This window comes from Streptomyces sp. NRRL WC-3605 (assembly GCF_001509795.1).
Lineage (GTDB): Bacteria > Actinomycetota > Actinomycetes > Streptomycetales > Streptomycetaceae > Streptomyces > Streptomyces viridochromogenes.
On the sequence record NZ_LLZN01000067.1, the window covers coordinates 132,968 to 150,722 of the forward strand.

At 73.7% G+C, this 17,755-nt stretch carries 17 protein-coding genes; 11 read left to right on the top strand and 6 right to left on the bottom strand.

Annotation, left to right across the window (positions count from 1 at the left end; genetic code table 11):
• Positions 1–9: 9 nt before the first annotated feature.
• Positions 10–1,296 (bottom strand): ABC transporter substrate-binding protein, encoded by a 1,287-nt coding sequence (locus ADL34_RS22635; RefSeq protein ID WP_062668978.1) that lies wholly within the window; start codon positions 1,294–1,296, stop codon positions 10–12.
• Between the two features lie 117 nt (positions 1,297–1,413).
• On the opposite strand from ADL34_RS22635, the gene ADL34_RS22640 reads away from it, so the two are divergent.
• Positions 1,414–1,914, top strand: a complete 501-nt coding sequence (locus ADL34_RS22640; RefSeq protein WP_062668977.1) for an SCO4402 family protein — start codon at positions 1,414–1,416, stop codon at positions 1,912–1,914.
• 47 nt (positions 1,915–1,961) lie between these two features.
• Positions 1,962–2,843, top strand: a complete 882-nt coding sequence (purU, locus tag ADL34_RS22645; protein WP_062668976.1) for a formyltetrahydrofolate deformylase — start codon at positions 1,962–1,964, stop codon at positions 2,841–2,843.
• Between the two features lie 9 nt (positions 2,844–2,852).
• On the opposite strand, the gene ADL34_RS22650 is transcribed toward purU, so the two are convergent.
• Positions 2,853–4,187: a maleylpyruvate isomerase N-terminal domain-containing protein gene (locus ADL34_RS22650; protein WP_079034227.1), complete on the bottom strand. Its 1,335-nt coding sequence runs from the start codon at positions 4,185–4,187 to the stop codon at positions 2,853–2,855.
• Complete coding sequence (locus ADL34_RS22655) at positions 4,184–4,768, bottom strand: sigma-70 family RNA polymerase sigma factor (RefSeq protein WP_062668975.1); 585 nt, start codon at positions 4,766–4,768, stop codon at positions 4,184–4,186. Before ADL34_RS22655 ends, ADL34_RS22650 begins: the two co-directional genes overlap by 4 nt.
• 357 nt (positions 4,769–5,125) lie before the next feature.
• Between ADL34_RS22655 and ADL34_RS22660 the strand changes: the two genes are divergently transcribed.
• The gene (locus ADL34_RS22660) at positions 5,126–5,506 is read left to right on the top strand and encodes an STAS domain-containing protein (RefSeq protein WP_062668974.1); all 381 of its coding nucleotides are present in this window, start codon (positions 5,126–5,128) and stop codon (positions 5,504–5,506) included.
• A gap of 154 nt (positions 5,507–5,660) precedes the next feature.
• Complete coding sequence (locus tag ADL34_RS22665) at positions 5,661–6,173, top strand: EF-hand domain-containing protein (RefSeq protein WP_062668973.1); 513 nt, start codon at positions 5,661–5,663, stop codon at positions 6,171–6,173.
• Here the strand turns inward: ADL34_RS22665 and ADL34_RS22670 are convergent.
• A complete protein-coding gene (locus tag ADL34_RS22670) occupies positions 6,152–7,714 on the bottom strand; it encodes a class I adenylate-forming enzyme family protein (RefSeq protein ID WP_062668972.1) in 1,563 nt (520 codons plus the stop codon). The two genes, ADL34_RS22665 and ADL34_RS22670, sit on opposite strands and share 22 nt — an antisense overlap.
• 150 nt (positions 7,715–7,864) lie before the next feature.
• Here ADL34_RS22670 and ADL34_RS22675 point away from each other — a divergent pair, with 150 nt between their 5' ends.
• The 3 genes from ADL34_RS22675 to ADL34_RS22685 all read left to right on the top strand — a co-directional run bounded on the left by ADL34_RS22675 (position 7,865) and on the right by ADL34_RS22685 (position 10,847).
• Positions 7,865–8,998: an acyl-CoA dehydrogenase family protein gene (locus ADL34_RS22675; RefSeq protein ID WP_062668971.1), complete on the top strand. Its 1,134-nt coding sequence runs from the start codon at positions 7,865–7,867 to the stop codon at positions 8,996–8,998.
• Between the two features lie 3 nt (positions 8,999–9,001).
• Entirely contained in the window at positions 9,002–9,877 is an 876-nt protein-coding gene (locus tag ADL34_RS22680; protein ID WP_062668970.1) for an acyl-CoA dehydrogenase family protein, read from the top strand.
• Positions 9,878–10,385: 508 nt separating this feature from the next.
• Entirely contained in the window at positions 10,386–10,847 is a 462-nt protein-coding gene (locus tag ADL34_RS22685) for an ATP-binding protein (RefSeq protein ID WP_062668969.1), read from the top strand.
• 406 nt (positions 10,848–11,253) lie between these two features.
• Here the strand turns inward: ADL34_RS22685 and ADL34_RS22690 are convergent, their stop codons facing one another.
• Positions 11,254–12,180: a cyclase family protein gene (locus ADL34_RS22690; RefSeq protein ID WP_062668968.1), complete on the bottom strand. Its 927-nt coding sequence runs from the start codon at positions 12,178–12,180 to the stop codon at positions 11,254–11,256.
• 92 nt (positions 12,181–12,272) lie between these two features.
• Between ADL34_RS22690 and ADL34_RS22695 the strand changes: the two genes are divergently transcribed.
• From ADL34_RS22695 to ADL34_RS22710, 4 genes are all read left to right on the top strand, one after another.
• A complete protein-coding gene (locus ADL34_RS22695; protein ID WP_062668967.1) occupies positions 12,273–13,187 on the top strand; it encodes an SDR family oxidoreductase in 915 nt (304 codons plus the stop codon).
• 41 nt (positions 13,188–13,228) lie between these two features.
• The gene (locus ADL34_RS22700) at positions 13,229–14,380 is read left to right on the top strand and encodes an acyl-CoA dehydrogenase family protein (RefSeq protein WP_062668966.1); all 1,152 of its coding nucleotides are present in this window, start codon (positions 13,229–13,231) and stop codon (positions 14,378–14,380) included.
• Positions 14,380–15,429: an alcohol dehydrogenase catalytic domain-containing protein gene (locus tag ADL34_RS22705; protein ID WP_062668965.1), complete on the top strand. Its 1,050-nt coding sequence runs from the start codon at positions 14,380–14,382 to the stop codon at positions 15,427–15,429. Before ADL34_RS22700 ends, ADL34_RS22705 begins: the two co-directional genes overlap by 1 nt.
• Positions 15,430–15,543: 114 nt before the next feature.
• Positions 15,544–16,797 carry an MFS transporter gene (locus tag ADL34_RS22710; protein WP_062668964.1) on the top strand — a complete coding sequence of 418 codons (1,254 nt, stop codon included), beginning with the start codon at positions 15,544–15,546 and terminating at the stop codon, positions 16,795–16,797.
• Here the strand turns inward: ADL34_RS22710 and ADL34_RS22715 are convergent.
• A complete protein-coding gene (locus tag ADL34_RS22715; protein ID WP_062668963.1) occupies positions 16,705–17,754 on the bottom strand; it encodes a GlxA family transcriptional regulator in 1,050 nt (349 codons plus the stop codon). The two genes, ADL34_RS22710 and ADL34_RS22715, sit on opposite strands and share 93 nt — an antisense overlap.
• Position 17,755: the final 1 nt, after the last annotated feature.

Sequence of the window (17,755 nt, forward strand, 5' to 3'; positions counted from 1 at the left end):
GCCGTCCGCTCAGCCCTGGCCGGCGTCGCGCAGGACGTCCGTCACGTCGACGGCGCCCTTGCGGGCGGCCACCAGCCGGCCGTCCCGGACGACCTGGAACGTCACCTCGCCGTTGACCAGCCGGGGGCGGCCGACGGCGGCCAGCACGCCCTGGAACGGCCACCGCAGGGGCGGGGTGAGACCGCCCGTGGAGACCTCGAGGCCGCCGTCGAGGGCCTTGCGCACACGGTCGGAGTCGATCTCGCCGTCGCCGAGCGACTCCACGGCCTCCCGGAAGACCGTGTAGGCGATCCACGTGGTCTGCACCCCGGCGTCCGCGGGGTCGATGCGGTTGTCGCCGAAGGCGTGGTCGTCGATGACCTTCTTCATCGGCTTCCAGCGCGGATCGCCGGCGACGGGATACCAGCCGGTGACGTAGGCGCCGTCGTACACCGGCGCACCCCCCGTCGAGTCGATCACGGTCTGGTCGACACCGCCCAGCACGGTCCCCGTGCGCACCGCCCGGTACTCCTGGCGGGCGCGCCGGAAGGAGTCCATGAAGGTGCTGGTGCGGTCCCCGAGGGCGGGCACCACACAGCCCGGGTCCGCCGTGCCGGTGCCGGCGTGTTCCAGCGCGCGCGTCGACGGGCCGCCGTACTCGGTGGCGTCCTCGCGGGCCGGCTGGTCGTCCGACGGCGCGTGGCCTCCTGCGCGCAGGCCCGCGTCGAGCAGCGGGGGCAGTTCGTCGCCCGCGATGTTGTCGGGGCGCACCAGGGAGACCGGACCGCAGTCGCGGGCCAGTTCGCGGCCGAGACCCGCGAGGAGGGTGGGCTGGCCGCCGTTGACCGGGTAGGAGAGCGGGCTGGTGAACTCGGCTTCCGTGACGCCGTACCCGCCGATGTAGGGGATGCCGGCGCCCTCCAGCGTGGGCAGGAAGGTGTCGCCGAACTGGCTGTAGGAGCCGACGACCGCCACGGCGTCCTCCTCGACGGCGCGCTCGGCGCACTGCGCCGCCGACACGCTGTCGTTGTGGTCGTTGCAGGTCAGCACCTTCAGCGGCCGGCCCCCCAGGCCGCCGTCGGCGTTCACCCAGCGGGCGTACGCCTGCGCGAGGGCGGGCATGCCGGGCTTGTTGGTCGCCTTGGTGCCCTCCGGTGCCCAGGTCATCACGGTGACCGGCTCGTCCCCGGAGCCTCCCGCGGTGCCGGGGACGACCCCGCAGCCGGCGGCGAGCGCGGCGCACGCCGCGAGGGCCGTCGCGGCCCGGGCGGGGCCGGCGGGAAGGAAGGGGCCACGGGTACGTCGCGCTCCGCTCATGCTTCCGCACACTTCCGTCACACCGCTAACCCGAGCGTGACCCTCGGTTATGATCCGGTGACGTCACGGTGAATTGCGGGGGCCGGTCAGGCGCCTGTGAGGGGGAACGTACGATCGATGACCGTGCAAGGTTCGGATAGCTCTTCCCGTCGCGGCCGTCGCTCCTCCACCATGGGCGGCATGCCACTCAACGACATGCCGTGGTGGCGCTGGCGCAGCAATGTGCGCTCCGCGCTGCACATGCTCTCCGATCCGGTGTTCCAGCGGGACGTCTGGCTGGCAGGCGTGGACGGCTACGGCGACGTCACCGACGCCGTCTACCGTCTCGTCGAGGACACCTGGCTGGACAACTGGTCCGCCGAGAAGTACGTCGGCACGATCTTCCGGGACTCCCAGGAGGCGGCCCTCGTCGACACCGCCGTGCTGCGCGTGCTGCGGATCATGCACCAGGTCGGCCCGGACGCCCCCGTCTCCGCCTACGTCGACCACCAGGGCTGGCCCGAGGCGGTGCGGGCGGCGCGGGACGCGCACGTGCGGATGGCGACGGCCGACGGGGAGGACCCGGACGCGCCGCCGCGCACGCTCGAGGTGCTGCGCATCATGACGCGGTCCGCGTAGCGGGACGACCGCCCGCGCGGCACCCGTCGTATGGGACCCTGTGCTGCATGAACGAGCAGTCCACCGGAGCCGCGGTCCCCGCGGACCAGTACGTCCTCACGCTGTCCTGCCCCGACAAGCAGGGCATCGTGCACGCCGTGTCGAGCTACCTCTTCATGACCGGCTGCAACATCGAGGACAGCCAGCAGTTCGGTGACCACGACACGGGACTGTTCTTCATGCGCGTCCACTTCTCGGCGGACGCCCCCGTCACGGTGGAGAAGCTGCGCGCGAGCTTCGCGGCGATCGGCGACTCCTTCCACATGGACTGGCAGATCCACCGCGCCGAGGACAGGATGCGGGTCCTGCTGATGGTCAGCCGGTTCGGGCACTGCCTGAACGACCTGCTGTTCCGGGCGCGGATCGGCGCGCTGCCGGTGGAGATCACCGGCGTGGTGTCCAACCACACCGACTTCGCCGAGCTGGTGGGGTCGTACGACATCCCCTTCCACCACATCCCGGTGACCAGGGACACCAAGGCCGAGGCCGAGGCGCGGCTGCTGGAGATCGTGCGCGAGGAGGGCGTGGAGCTGGTCGTGCTGGCCCGCTACATGCAGGTCCTCTCGGACGACCTGTGCAAGCAGCTGAGCGGGCGGATCATCAACATCCACCACTCGTTCCTGCCGAGCTTCAAGGGCGCCAAGCCCTATCACCAGGCTCACGCGCGCGGGGTGAAGCTCATCGGGGCGACCGCGCACTACGTCACCGCCGACCTCGACGAGGGCCCGATCATCGAGCAGGAGGTCGAGCGGGTCGGGCACGACGTCACGCCGGACCAGCTCGTCGCGATCGGCCGCGACGTGGAGTGCCAGGCGCTCGCTCGGGCCGTGAAGTGGCACGCCGAGCGCCGGATCCTGCTGAACGGCCGCCGCACGGTCGTCTTCGCCTGACGGCCGCCCCTACATCCGGCTCAGGCTCGCCGCCGCGAACAGCACGTCCCTGATCGCCTCGCGGTCGCCGAGCTGTCCGGCGGCCGCCTCCGCGGGCGGCACATGGCCCGCGGCCAGCCGGCAGAACTCCGCGCCGTCCAGGGCGACATGGGCCACCTCGTGCTCGGCGGAGCCCACGGCGGCCGGGGAGTCGAGCGGGATCAGCCACTCGCCGCCGCCCGACCCCTCGATCTCCAGGCGCAGGCTCCGGCCGGGCCGACCGGCCGACACGAGGCGGCGGCCCTCGGGCGCCGGGGCGGCCAGCCCGGCCTGCCGCCGGGCCGACAGCACGCTCGGCAGCAGGCGCGCCGCCAGGTCCACCATGTGGTGCAGATCGCTGCCGGACGGCGGCTCGTAGGGGTAGTCCACCGCCTCGGCGATGTCCTCGGCGTGCACCCAGCACTCGAACGCCCGGTCCAGCATGGCGTCCCGCAGCGGCAGCGCGAAGTCGCCGTACGGCACGGACAGCGCGCCGGTGCCGCCGCCCGTGAAGGAGACCGTGCGGACCAGGTCGTGGGCCTGCTCCCGCCACGGCGCCCGCACGGCGCGGGTCGGCGGGAAGTGCGAGGCCCGCCAGTACGCCTCGGTCCGCGCGGACGGGGTCGGCCGGTCGGCGGGCACGTCGCCCAGCGGGTCGGGCAGGCCGAGCGCCGCCGCCACCATCCCGTCGACGGTCAGCAGATGGGCGATCACGCCCGCGACGGTCGTACGGCGGCTCGTCGGCTCGTCCCTGCGGAACCAGCGCAGCCGCACGGGCGCGTGCCACTCGGCGTCCCCGAAGTCCTGGAGCAGGGCGTCCAGCCGGGCGGTCTCGGCGTCGTAGGGCGCGGCCCACTCGGGCACCGGGACGCGCGGCGGGCGCCGGTCCAGGCAGCCCTGCAGGACGCGGGCGCGCAGCGACGGGTCCAGGTCGAGGCTTTCGGCCGGGTGCAGCAGGCCGACGGCCTCGCGCAGCCGCAGCGCCTCGTCCGCGCAGCCGCCGCACTCCCCGAGGTGCTCCTCCACGGCGGCCGTCTCCTCCGGTGAGCAGGCGGCCAGCGCCCAGGCGCCGAGCAGCGACTTCAGGACCCGGTGCTCAAGGACGGGAACGGGCGCGTCCGGCAGGTCGGGCAGCGGGCGCCCGGTGTCCTCGACGGAGAGCCGGGGGAGCGGTATGCGGGGCGGCCTGCCGGGGCCGGGCTCGGGGGTGGGGTGCTGGTCGTCGCCGTCGCCGCTGTTCATGCCGTCGGCTCCGCGGGTGTGGTCCGCGGGGCCGTTCTCCTCCTCGTGCGGTTCGTCGCTCTCGTACGGTTCGGCCCCGGTCATGCGGCACCCCCGTACTCCGGTGGTGCCCCGGGCCCGCTCCCGGCGTCGTGGGCCGTGGACAGCAGTTGCAGGCCGAGGCGCAGCCGACGGCGGGCCTCCTCCTCGGTGACGCCGAGGTCGGCCGCGGTCTGGCGGTAGTCGCGGCGCTGGAAGTAGGCCAGTTCCAGCGCGGCCCGCAGCGGGGCGGGCATGGACTGGACGATGTAGTCGGCGCGGGCGGCGACCGAGGCGTGGCGCACCTTGCGCTCCAGTTCCTCGGTGGAGCCCTGTCCGGCCCGGACCAGCGCGGCGGTCTCCGTGGCGCGCAGGCGCTGCACGGCCAGGCGGTGGGTCAGGGCGGCGACCCAGGAACGCAGCGGGCCCTGCCGGGGGTCGTAGGTGTCGGGGTGCTCCCAGACATGGGTGAAGACCTCACGGGTGACGCGGTCGGCGGCGCGTTCGTCGCCCAGCACGGTGTGCGCGAGTCCGTGCACGAGCGAGGCGAACCGGTCGTAGAGCTCGCCGAGGGCGGCCGCCTCACCGCGCGCGAGCCGCTGCTGCATCTTGCGGTCCCAGCGGGGCGGTGCGTCCTTCTTCGCCATTCGGCCCCCCTCCGGAGCCTGTGAACAGGCTCTCACCGGTCCGTCCCTGTCCAGCGTGCGTCCGCCGTCTTCACGAATGTAGTCGGCACGTCCGACAGCACACGCCCCTTTGTGGCAATGTGCGCCCCTTGCAGCGTCATGGCTGGTGACACACCTCGCTCTCGTGGTAGAGGGCTCGCTCTCCGGGTCGGCTACCCGTCTCGTGCGACCGGACACGATCGAACAGGATCGAATGCGATGGAAACAAGCCTTATCTGATCGGTGACCGTTTTCTGGAGGGAGTTTCAGGGAACAGCCGCTGGGCAGCCGCGCTGCAAGGAAGCGTAGGAATGGCTTCCGTTTCGACGGCCGAGGGGCGTGGTGGTGACCTTGAAAGTGACCGGTGACGAGCGGGGCGACTGGGCCGTCCTCCAGGTGTCGGGCGAACTGGACCTGGTGACCTCGCCGGTGCTGCGCCAGCACGTCCACGACGTGGTGGCCGAGGGACGCCACAGCCTCGTCCTGGACCTGTCCGAGGTCCTGTTCTGCGACTCCTCCGGCGTCGGCGTGCTGATCGCGGCCCGCCGCCTCATCCGCTCCTGCCGGGGCAGCCTGCGGCTGATACTGCCCGCCCAGGGCGCGGTGGACGGCTCGCACGTCAACCGGGTCCTCGGAGCGCTCGGCGTGCGCCGGCTGTTCGAGGTCTACCCCGACGTGGCGGCTGCGGTCGCGGACGACGCCCGCCCCCTGTCGGCCTGAACGCGCCCCGCCCTCCCGGCGGGTCCGCCACATCCCCGTATCGGAATTTCCCCGGTTCCGGAACAACCGCCGCTTCGAGGCGCCCCGGCGGCCCGCGGCGTCGTACGCTCCGTGCGAGAAGCACCCCACGTGACGTTAGGCGGCCCGACACAACATGGTCAGCAGCGAGTACGAGCGCAGGATCGCGGCCCGGTTCGCCACCTTCGACCAGGACGGCAACGGGTACATCGACCGGGAGGACTTCAGCGCGGCGGCCAAGGCTCTGCTCGCCGAGTTCGGCACACCCGCCCGGTCAGACAAGGGCCAGGCCCTGTACATCGGCGCCGAGGCGTTCTGGCAGGGCATGGCCGGGATCGCGGACCGCGACGGCGACCAGCGCATCACCCGCGAGGAGTTCGTCACCGGCGCGGTCAAGCGGCTGCGCGACAACCCCGACCGGTTCGCGGAGATCGCCCGCCCCTTCCTGCACGCGGCCCTCGCCGTGGCCGACACCGACGACGACGGGAAGGTCACCGTCGACGACACCGCTCGGGTGCTCGTCCGGCTCGGCGTCCCGCGGGACACGGCCCGCACGGCCGCCGCCGGCCTCGACGCCGACGGCGACGGCACGGTGACCGAGGACGACGTCGTGACCGCCTTCGCCCGCTACTTCACGGTCCCGGAGTGAGCGCCCGGCCCTGACGCCGATGCCTCCGACGCGGCCGACGAATCGGAGAACCGCTCCCGCAGCCGGTACTTGAGGACCTTGCGCAGGGTCTCGTTGCGGGGCAGGGCGTCCACCACCTCCAGCCGCTCCGGCAGCTTGTGGGGGGACAGCCCTTCCCCCCGCAGGAACGACGTCAGCGCCCGGAGGGTCAGCTCCGGTGCGCCCGGCGGCTGTTCGACGACCGCGCAGACCCGTTCCCCGCGCTCGGCGTCCGGCAGCCCGACCACGGCCACGTCCCCGACGTCCGGGTGCCGGTGCAGCAGGTCCTCGATCTCCTTCGCCGAGATGTTCTCGCCCTTGCGGATGATCACGTCCTTCAGCCGTCCGGTCAGCACCAGGTGCCCGCTGCCGGTCAGGTGCCCGAGGTCGCCGGTGCGCAGGAAGCCCTCGTCGTCGAAGGCCGCCGCGGTCTGCTCCGGGTCCAGATAGCCCCGGCACACGGCCTCCCCGCGCAGCCGCACCTCGCCGTCGACGATCCGGATCTCCATCTCCCGCGGCGGCCGCCCCTCGGTCGCCGCCAGGTTCTCGGGGGTGTCGTCCGGCGCGCCCATCGTGATCATCGGCACCTCGGTCATGCCGTACCCGTGGGTGAGCTGCACCCCCATCTCCCGCACCACCGCGTGGTACAGCTCGGGCGGCTTCGGCGCCCCGCCGCCCGCCAGCAGCCGCAGGGTGGGGACGATCCGGGTGCCGGGCGGCTGCGCGCGCTGCTCGGCCAGGAGCATCGAGTAGAACGCCGTGGAGCCGCCGGCGATGGTCACCCCGTGCCGGCGGTACCCGTCCAGCGCCTCCGGCAGCGCGAACTGCTCGAACAGCACGGCCGGGAAGCCGTACAGCAGCACCATCACCAGGTAGTCGGGGCCCCCGATGTGCGCGTACGGGAAGGCGATCGAGCCGACGTCGGCCGCCGTCGGGCGCAGCGCGTGCCCGAGGCAGGAGCCGCCCGCGATCAGCGAACGGTCGGTGTGCAGCACGCCCTTGGGGTCCGAGGTCGTCCCCGAGGTCCAGTAGATCCAGCGCACCGAGGTGCCCTCGGCGGGCGGCGGCGGCAGGACGGCGGGATCGCCGTCGGGAAGGTCGTCGTACGCCGTGAGCACGCCCTTCGCGCCGAGCCGCCGCGCCATCGCCGTGTGGTCGAAGCCCCGCCACTCGCCCGGCACCGCGAAGAACTCGGCCCGGGACTCGCGCAGCGCGAAGCCGACCTCGCGGTCCCGGTAGAAGGGGATGACCGGCGACTGCACGGCCCCGAGGCGGGCCAGGGCGCAGGACAGCACGACCGTCTCGATCCGGGTGGGCAGCTGCCAGGCGACGACCGTGCCGGGGCGTACCCCGAGGCCGTACAGCCCGGCCGCCACCCGCTCGGCGCGGTCGCGCAGGGCGCCGAAGGCCAGCGTGCGGTCGTCCTGGAGCAGGGCGGCACGGTCCGGGGTGCGGCGGGCGCGGGCGGCGAGCAGGTCCCACAGGGTCCGGGAGGAGCCCAGGGTGTGCGCGGTGTCGTCCATGACGGCCCCCTGTCGTGGAGCGGACCTCGGTATTGCTGACGGTCCGTCAGATCGTGCGCAGAGCGTAGGGCGGGACGCCTTGCCGGTCCAGGGGTCGGGGCCTAGCCTTCCCCGTGCGGAGCATCTGACGGGTCATCAGACGGAGGCCGTATGGACCTCACCCACACGCCCGAGGAGGTGGAGTTCCGCGCCCGGCTGCGCGCCTGGCTGGCCGGCGTGCTCCCCGCGTTGCCTCCCCCGCCGCCCCCGGAGGACTGGCCCGGCCGGCGCGCCTACGACCTCGGCTGGCAGCGCCGGCTGTACGACGCCGGGTACGGCGACGTCCACTGGGGCGCCTCCCCGACCGTGCGGCTGATCTTCCTGGAGGAGACCGAACGGGCCGGCGCGCCCTATGTGGGCGCCTGCTTCGTTGGACTGCTGCACGCCGGGCCCACCATCGCCGCCGAGGGCACCGAGACGCAGCGGGAGCGCTGGCTGCCCCCGATCCTGCGCGGGGAGGAGGTCTGGTGCCAGGGCTTCAGCGAGCCGGACGCCGGGAGCGACCTCGCGGCCCTGCGCACCCGCGCGCACCGCGACGGCGACCACTACGTGGTGAACGGCTCGAAGATCTGGACGTCCCACGCCGAGGTCGCCGACTGGTGCGAGCTGCTGGTGCGCACGGACCCCGGCGCCCCCCGCCACCGGGGGATCAGCTGGCTGGCGATGCGCATGGACGCGCCCGGCGTCACCGTGCGGCCGCTGCGCACCCTGGCGGGCTCCACCGAGTTCGCCGAGGTCTTCCTCGACGACGTGCGCGTGCCCGTCGCCCACCGGGTCGGCGCGGAGAACGACGGCTGGCGGGTGACCATGGTGACCCTGTCCTTCGAGCGCGGCACCGCCTTCGCGGGCGAGGTCGTGGCCTGCCGCCGGGTGCTGCGCGAACTGGCCGCCGAGGCCCGGCGCACCGGCCGCTGGGACGACCCGGCGCTGCGCCGCGCGCTGGGCGGGCTGCACGCCGAGTTCCGGGCGCTGTGGCGGCTCACGCAGTGGAACGTGGGCGAGGCGGAGCGCGGGGGCGGCGTCCCCGGTGTCACCGGCTCGGTCCTCAAGCTGGCGTACTCGCACGCCCGCCAGCGGCTCTACGACACCGCGGCCGAGGTGCTGGGCGCACAGGCGCTGGACCTGGACCGGCCGTGGGTGCTCGACCGGCTGTCCTCGCTGTCGTACACCATCGCCGCCGGCACCTCGCAGATCCAGCGGAACATCGTGGCCGAGCGGATCCTCGGACTGCCGAAGGGGCGGTGAGCGGTGCGACTCCAACCCGACCAGGACCAGCGGGCGTTGCGCGACGGCGTGCGGGAGCTGCTGGCGCGCCGGTTCGGCCCGCGGGAGCTGCGGGACGCCGTGGAGCGGCCCGGACACCTGGACCGGGGGCTGTGGCGGGAGCTGGGCGCCGCCGGATTCTTCGCGCTGCGCCTGCCCGAGAGCGAGGGGGGCGTCGGGCTCGGACTGCCCGAGGCCGTCCTGGCGTTCGAGGAGGCGGGCCGGGCGCTGCTGCCGGGCCCGCTGGTGGCCACGCACCTCGCGGCGGGCCGGGTGCCGGGCGCCGCCGAGGGGCACGCCGTCGTCACCGGCCCCCTGGGCGGCCTGGTGGAGTGGCTCGGTGAGGCCGACGTGGTGCGCGGCGACACCGCCGGGGCCGTGCCGCTGCGCTCGGTCGACCCGCTCACCCCGCTGCACCGCCTGCCCGCGGCCGGCGCCCCGGACCTCGTCGCCGTCCTGCTCACCGCGGCCGAACAACTGGGCAGTGCCGGGCGCACGTGCGAGCTGGCCGTGCAACACGCCCGGACCCGTGAGCAGTTCGGACGGCCCGTCGGAGCCTTCCAGGCGGTGCAGCACCTGTGCGCGGACATGCTCGTGCGGACCCGGACCGCGCGGGCCGCCGTCCACGCGGCGGCCGTCACCGCCGGCCCGGCCGACGTCCACGCCGCGCGGCTGCTCGCCGACGAGGCCGCCGTACGGGGCGCCCGCGACTGTCTCCAGGTGCACGGCGGCATGGGATTCACCTGGGAGTTCGAGGTCCATCTGCATCTGAAACGGGCCTGGATCCGCACCCGGCGTGCGGGTCCCGCTACCGAAAGTGAGGAACTGATGGCGGCCGCATTGCTCGAAAAGGAGGACTGAAAGGCCGTGGTCTGCGCGGTCGCGGAAAAGGCCCGCATTGATGTCGCGGATTGTGGCATACCGTAATCACGGAGCGTTGATATCGGCTTGTGTCCGGAGTGTGACTCGTCACGGGGCGGAGTCGGGCGTTCGCTCCGGTACCTTGTGTGGGATGCGAGTGGTTCCGAGTAAGAGCCATGCCGGATCCGCCTTCGAGGCGGCTTCGTATCCGGCGGTGCCCGCCGCTGCTCGCCCGGCGTATGGGCCGTTCGCCCCCGCCTGTTCGACTCTCCACGGCAAGCGTCGCACAGTATGCAGCAGAGGTAATCCTTCGCGCTGGAATATGCCCGAAGCGCTTGTTGGGGTGACTGTACGTCAACCATGCTGTCAGTCAAGGGATTCACGTTCCGTGACCCTGGCTTTGGCCATTGTTCTGGCCATGAAAAAAATGGCTAGGATCGTGGCCCTCGTGAGGCGCGGGGTCAAGTGTCCGCCGGTTCGGATGGTGTGAGCGGTGCAGGTGCTTCAAGTGCAGTTGGAGATCCGGCCCGATCCCGCTGAGGTGGGGCGAGCCAGGCGCTGGGCGCGCTCACGGCTCGCCGGCTCGGGGATAGGGGCCGACGAGCCGCTCGCCGAGACGCTGATCCTGCTCGTCTCCGAACTCGTCACCAACGCCGTGGTGCACACCGGCTGTCCGGCCGTGCTGCGGCTCTCCCTGCCCGAGGAGCCGCAGGACTCCGCCACGGTCCGGCTCGAGGTGGCCGACCGCAGCGGGCGGGCGCCCGTGCCGCGCTGTGCCGACGGCGACGCGACGGGCGGGCGCGGACTCGCCCTGGTCGACGGGCTCGCGGACCGGTGGGGCTGGTCCTCCGACGGGTCCGGCAAGCGCATCTGGTGCGAACTCGACCGGGGCGGCGAGCAGGACGCCGCCGTCACCGCCTGCGGGGGCGGGGCCTCCGCGTACGAGGGGTTCGCGTACGAGGCGGTGTGACCGGCGCACAGTGCGACCGCCCGCCGTGGCCCGCGGGGGCACGGATGCAGAGGACGCCCCCTCGTCCGGTCCGGCGACCTTCGATGCGCCCGGTCATGCTTCCGTGCGCGGCGTCCGCAAATGGGACGTAAGTAACAAATCTCCTACAGGGTGTTGACGAGTCGTGTCCGATTGATCACGCTTGTGGTCAGCGATTCGCCGCGAGGGGACGGCGAGGGCCTCGGTGACGGAGGCCCTTGCCGAGTGTGGGTCGTGTTTCGGCGTCGATTCTCCAGCGTCAGGAGGGGCAGGCACGCCGGAGCCGGATGGCGGCGCGCGTGCCGCGCTCGGGGCGGTCGGGGCGTCCCCGCCCGGTGGAGCCGGGACTGGGGAAGCCGCGCCGCCAGCCGGCGTCATCGCGTCGTCGTCAGAGCACCGCCACCGGGGCGACCGGGCTTCCCGTGCCGCCGACGAAGGGCTCGGGCGTCGCCGACAGCAGGAACGTGTGGCGGCCTTCTTCTCCACAGGCTGTGGACAACTCTTCGAGATTCCAGTTCTGGCCCTGCGGCATCCCCATCTCCACCAGGTCGAGGGCGTGCACGGGCAGCCACAGGTCCTCCGTCTCGGGCGGGAAGACCTCGAAGGTGAGGGTGTCGTTGGCGACGGCGGCCACATCGCGCGCGTGGAACCACTCCGGGGTGCGGACCGACAGGCCGGGGGAGGGGTGGCCGTAGCCGTGCCGGTCCCCGGCGAGACACAGCGCCATCTGCCCGGTCCGCACGAGCACGATGTCACCGGCGCGCACCCGGACACCCGCCAGCTCCTCCGCCGCCTCCAGGTCCTCCGGCGTGACCGCGTGCCCGCCGTCGAGCCGTGTCACCCCCCGCGCGCGGGCCACGTCCAGCAGCACCCCGCGCGAGACGATGTGCCGGGCCTTGTCGATGCCGTCGAAGCGGGCGCCGCCGTGCGCGGTGACGGTGTCGGCGGGACGGCCGTTGTAGAGCCGGCCGGAGTGCGAGACATGGGCGAGCGCGTCCCAGTGGGTGGCCGCCTGCAGGCCCATGACCACGGCGTCGTCGCTGCACGCGACGGTCCCCGGGCCGAAGATCTCCTGGTTGATCTGCACCATGGTGTGCAGCGGGTTGACCCGTCCGGGGATCATCCCGGTCTGCACGCCGTCCTGTTGGAGGGGCAGCGCGAGCGGGACGCGGCGGCCGGAGCGGACGCACGCCGCCGCCGCGCGGACCACCTCGTCGGTGATCAGGTTCAGCGTGCCGATCTCGTCCTCCGCGCCCCACCGCCCCCAGTTGTTGACGCGCTGGGCGATCTCGTGGAACGCGTCCGGCAGCGACATGGGTCCTCCCCGGGTCTTGTCCCCGCGTATCCGACGGGCCGTAGAATCAGAAATCTAACGGACCGTCAGAAACGGCGGGAAGGGGCCGGGGCATGGGGAACTTCTTGGCAGGCAAGGCCGTCGCCGTGACGGGCGCCGGGCGCGGCATCGGGCGCGCGGTGGCGCTGGCGGCCGCCGCCGAGGGCGCCCGCGTGGTCGTCAACGACCACGGGGTGTCGGTGGACGGCGCCTCACCCACCAGCGAGGTCGCCGAGTCCGTCGTCAAGGAGATCGAGGCCGCCGGCGGCGAGGCCGTCGCCGTCGCCGACGACATCTCCACGATGGCGGGCGGCCGGCGGGTCGTGGACACCGCCCTGTCGGCCTTCGGGCGGCTCGACGGCGCGGTCTGCGTCGCCGGGATCCTGCGCGAGCGGATGCTGTTCAACATGACCGAGGACGAGTGGGACCCGGTCCTCGCCACCCATCTCAAGGGGACGTTCACGGTGTTCCGCGCCGCGTCGGCCGTGATGCGCGCCCAGCGTGCCGGCACCCTCATCGGCTTCACCAGCGGCAACCACCAGGGCTCGGTGTCCCAGGCCAACTACAGCGCCGCGAAGGGCGGTGTCATCTCGCTCGTGCGCAGCGCCGCGCTCGGCCTGCACAAGTACGGCGTGACCGCGAACGCCGTGGCGCCCGTCGCCCGGACCCGGATGTCCGCCAACGTGCCCATGGAGCTGACCGACATCGGCGAGCCGGAGGACGTCGCGGCGTTCGCCGTCTACCTGCTGTCCGACGCGGCCCGCGAGCAGGGGGTCACCGGGCAGGTGTACACCGTCGCCGGTCCGCGGATCGCGGTGTGGGCGCAGCCCGCCGAACTGCGCTCCGTCCACGCGGAAGGGCCCTGGACGCCCGAACGGATCGCGCGGGTGCTGCCGGGGACCGTGGGGACCGACCCGATGCCGATGCTGGCGCGGGTGGCGGCGGCCGAGGAGGCCGCACGCCGCGGCGACCGGCCCAACGCGCGCTAGCGCGGAACGACTTCAGCTGTCCGGCGAGACGAGGAGGGATCGTGGACTTCGCGTTCGGCGAGGAGGACGAGGCGTTCCGCGCGCGGGCCCGGTCGTGGCTGGCCGGACAGGTGGCGGGCGAATGGGAACGGCGGGACTGGGAGCGGGCCCTCGGCAAGGCCGGGTGGATCGGGCTCGGCTGGGCCGAGGGCGGGTACGGCAACCGGACGGCCAGCCTGACCCAGCAGGTCGTGTGGGCCGAGGAGTACGCGCGCTCCGGCGCGCCGCCCCGCTCCGGGCACATCGGGGAGAAACTGCTCGCCCCGACACTGCTCGCCCACGGCGGCACGGAGCAGAAGGACCGCTTCCTGCCCCCGATCGCGCTCGGCGAGGAATTGTGGTGCCAGGGGTACAGCGAGCCCGGCGCGGGCTCCGACCTCGCCGGGATCCGCACCCGGGCCGAACGGCGCCCGGACGGGTCGTACCGGATCACCGGGCAGAAGATCTGGACGTCCCTCGCGCACGAGGCCGACTGGTGCTTCGTGCTGGCCCGCACCGATCCGGCCTCCCGCCGCCACCACGGCCTGGGCTTCCTGCTCGTGCCCATGGACCAGCCGGGGCGCGTCGAGGTCCGCCCGATCCGGCAGCTCACCGGCACCAGCGACTTCAACGAGGTCTTCTTCGACGGCGCCCACGCGCGCGCGGAGCACCTCGTCGGCGGCGAGGGCGCGGGCTGGACGGTCGCCATGAGCCTGCTCGGGTTCGAGCGGGGCGTGTCCACGCTCGCCCAGCAGATCGGGTTCGCCGCGGAGCTGGCGCGGGTCGTGCGCGAGGCCGTGGACCGAGGGGCCGTGGACGACCCGGTGGTGCGGGACCGGCTGGTACGGCAGTGGGCGGAGCTGCGGGTCATGCGGTGGCACGCCCTGCGGACCCTCGGTGGCACGGGGGACGCGGGCGCGCCCAGCGTGGCCAAACTCCTGTGGGGCGGCTGGCACCAGCGGCTCGGGGAGCTGGCCATACAGGTCCGGGGCGCGGCCGCCGCCGCCGGGCCGCGGGACTGGACACCCTCGGCGCCGTACACGCTCGACGACGTGCAGCGGGCGTTCCTGTTCTCACGGGCCGACACCGTCTACGGCGGGTCGGACCAGGTGCAGCGCACCATCATCGCCGAGCGGGTGCTCGGTCTGCCCAGGGAGCCCAAGGGGGGCGTCTGATGCGCGGAGTGCTGTTCGACGGGAGGCGGGCCGAGGTCGTGGACGACCTGGAGGTACGGGACCCGGGGCCCGGCGAGGTGCTGGTCTCCGTCGCGGCGGCCGGTCTGTGCCACAGCGATCTGTCCGTGGTGGACGGGACCATACCGTTCCCCGTTCCCGTGGTGCTCGGCCATGAGGGCGCGGGCGTCGTCGAGGCGGTCGGTGTGGGCGTCACCCATGTCGTGCGCGGTGACCATGTGGCGCTGTCCACGCTGGCCAACTGCGGTACGTGCGCCGACTGCGACCGGGGCCGGCCCACCATGTGCCGGCGGGCCATAGGGCGCCCGGGGCGGCCGTTCCGGCGCGGCGGCCGGCCGGTGTTCCAGTTCGCGGCCAACTCCGCCTTCGCGGAACGGACCGTGGTGAAGGCCGTCCAGGTGGTGCCGGTCCCGAAGGACATCCCGCTGCCGTGCGCCGCGCTCATCGGCTGCGGGGTGCTCACCGGGGTCGGGGCGGTGCTGAACCGGGCCCGGGTCGACCGGGGCGACCGGGTCGTCGTGATCGGCACCGGAGGGGTCGGGCTCAACGTCGTCCAGGGCGCCCGGATCGCGGGCGCGCTGCGCATCGTGGCCGTGGACGCCCACCCGGCGAAGGAGGAGGCGGCCCGGCGGTTCGGGGCCACGGACTTCCTGACCTCGGTGGACGGGGTGCGGGAGCTGCTGCCGGACGGCGCCGACCACGTCTTCGAGTGCGTGGGCCGCGTCGAGCTGATCCGGGCCGCCGTCGACCTGCTCGACCGGCACGGGCAGGCCGTGCTGCTCGGGGTACCGCCCGCCACCGCCGAGGCGTCCTTCCTCGTCTCCTCCATGTACCTGGACAAGGCGATCCTCGGCTGCCGGTACGGCTCCTCGCGGCCCCAGCGGGACATCGCGCTGTACGCGGACCTGTACCGCACGGGCCGGCTGCTGCTGGACGAGCTGGTGACGCGGACCTACCCGGTGGAGGACTTCGCCCGGGCGGCGGCGGACGCGGAGGCGGGGAAGGTGGCACGCGGGGTGCTGACCTTCTGAAGTGCCGTCGAGCGGCGGGTGGTTCGTCCCGGTCCGGACCCTGGTGCCGGGAGTTGTCCACAGGCCCGGAAAACGGCTGCCGCGTTGTCGGTGGCGACGCCTACCGTCGACTGCATGACCTATCGAGACATCGCATCCAGGCAGGTCCTGGTGTGGGCCGGCACCGCCGTCGCCGCGCGGATGCCGGTCGCCATGACGCCGCTGGCGCTGGTGTTCCTGGTGAGGGAGCGGCCCGGCGGCTACAGCCTGGGAGCGGCGCTCGCGGCGGTCTACGTGCTCGGCGAGATCGTCGCCGCGCCCGTCCTCGGCACCCGACTGGACCCGGAGCGCGGCCGGCGGCAGCTGACCGCCGGACTCGCGGGCGGCGCCCTGGGGTTCACCGGGCTCGGGGTCTTCGCCGGGTCGCACGCCGTGGTGCTCGGCGCGTTCGCGTTCCTCGCCGGAGCCGCTCCGTCCGCGGCCGCCGGAGGGCAGCGCGCACTGCTGACCTTCCTGGTGCCGGAGCGTGCCGTGGCGCAGGCGCTGTCGGCGGAGTCGATGCTGATGTCCGGTGTGTGGGCGGTGTCGCCGGTCGCGGTCGCCGGGCTGGCCCTCGCCTGGGCGCCCCGGGTGCCGCTGCTCCTCGCGGCCGTCCTCATGGCGCTGTCCATGGCCGGTCACCGGCTGCTGCCGGCGGGCTGGGCGAAGGAGGGGCAGGGCGGCCGGGCGAACCGGGTGAGGACCCGTGTGCTCCTGGGTGCCTGGCCGGTGTACGTCACGGGCGCCGCGAGCATCACCCTGCTCGGCCTGACCGAACTCACCCTGCCCGCCCTGCTGGAGCAGCGCGGGATCGGCGTGGGCTGGACGGGTCCGCTGCTGGCGGGCATGGCGGTGGGGGCGGGCGCCGGAGCGTTCGTGTACGGACTGCGGTCCTGGCCGGGGCGATTGCGCTCGCGCAGCGTCGTGCTGATGTGCGGCATGTCGGTGTTCGTGGCGCTGCTCGCGCTGATACCCGACGGGCGGGGCATGGCGGCCGCCCTGATCCTCGCGGGCATCCTCCAGTCCGGCGCGCTCGTCACCCGCAATCTGTCGCTGCGGGACGCACTGCCACCGGGCGCGCTGGCCGCCGGCTACTCCGTGCTGTACGCGGCCGCGGGCGCCGGGTACGCGGCGACGGGGTCGCTGGCGGGCGCCCTGCTCCGGGTGGTGGAGCCGTCCACGGCCATGCTGGCTGGGGTCGGTGTGACGCTGCTGCTGACCGCGCTGGGCTGGTGGGGGGAGGCCCGGCGGGAGCGGTCACCGGCCGCCGGTGACCTGGAGACAGGCCCCGCCGCCCGCGCGGAAGGTGCGCCGGTAGCTGGTGGGGGTGACCCCGAGCGCGGCCTGTAGGTGCTGGCGCATCGACTGGGCGGTGCCGAAGCCGGACCGCTCGGCCACCTGGTCGACGGAGAGGTCGGTGGTCTCCAGCAGATGCCGGGCCCGTTCCACCCGCTGGCGGGTCAGCCACTGGCCGGGGCTGACACCGGCCTCCTCACGGAAGCGCCGGGTGAAGGTGCGCACCGACATCGACTCCTGGTCGGCCATGTCGCGCAGCTGGATGGGCTCGTGGAGGTGGGCCAGGGCCCAGGCCCGGGCGGCCGTCGTGGAGGACTGCTGCGGGTCGGGGACCGGGCGGTGGATGTACTGGGCCTGCCCGCCGTCGCGGTGCGGCGGCACCACCATGTGGCGGGCCACGTCGGTGGCGACCGCGGTGCCGTGGTCGCGGCGGACCATGTGCAGGCACAGGTCGATCCCGGCGGCGACCCCGGCCGACGTCAGCAGGTCGCCGTCGTCGATGAACAGCACGTCGGCGTCGACGCCGATCGTCGGGAACAGCTCCTGGAAGCGCCGGGCGTCGGCCCAGTGCGTGGCCGCCGGGCGGCCGTCCAGCAGTCCGGCCGCGGCCAGGACGTAGACGCCGGTGCAGATGGAGGCGATCCGGGTGCCGGGGCGGATCAGGGCGAGCGCGGCGGCCAGTTCGCCGGTCAGGACACCTTCCTCGAAGACCGGTCCGCGTTCGTACGACGCCGGGACGATCACGGTGTCCGCGGTGGCCAGGGCCTCCGGGCCGTACTCGACCTGGATGGCGAAGTCGGCGTCGGTGCGCACCGGTCCGGGCGGCCGGACGGAACAGGTGACGACCTCGTACAGCGGCCGCCCCCCGGCGTCCCGGGGACGGCCGAAGACGCGGTGCGGGATGCCCAGTTCGAAGGGGATCGCCCCGTCCAGGGCGAGCACGGCGACCCGGTGGGGCCGCGGCCCCGGGCGGGAGTCCGTCGGGGGCTGGGGGCTCGGCTCAGGGGGCATG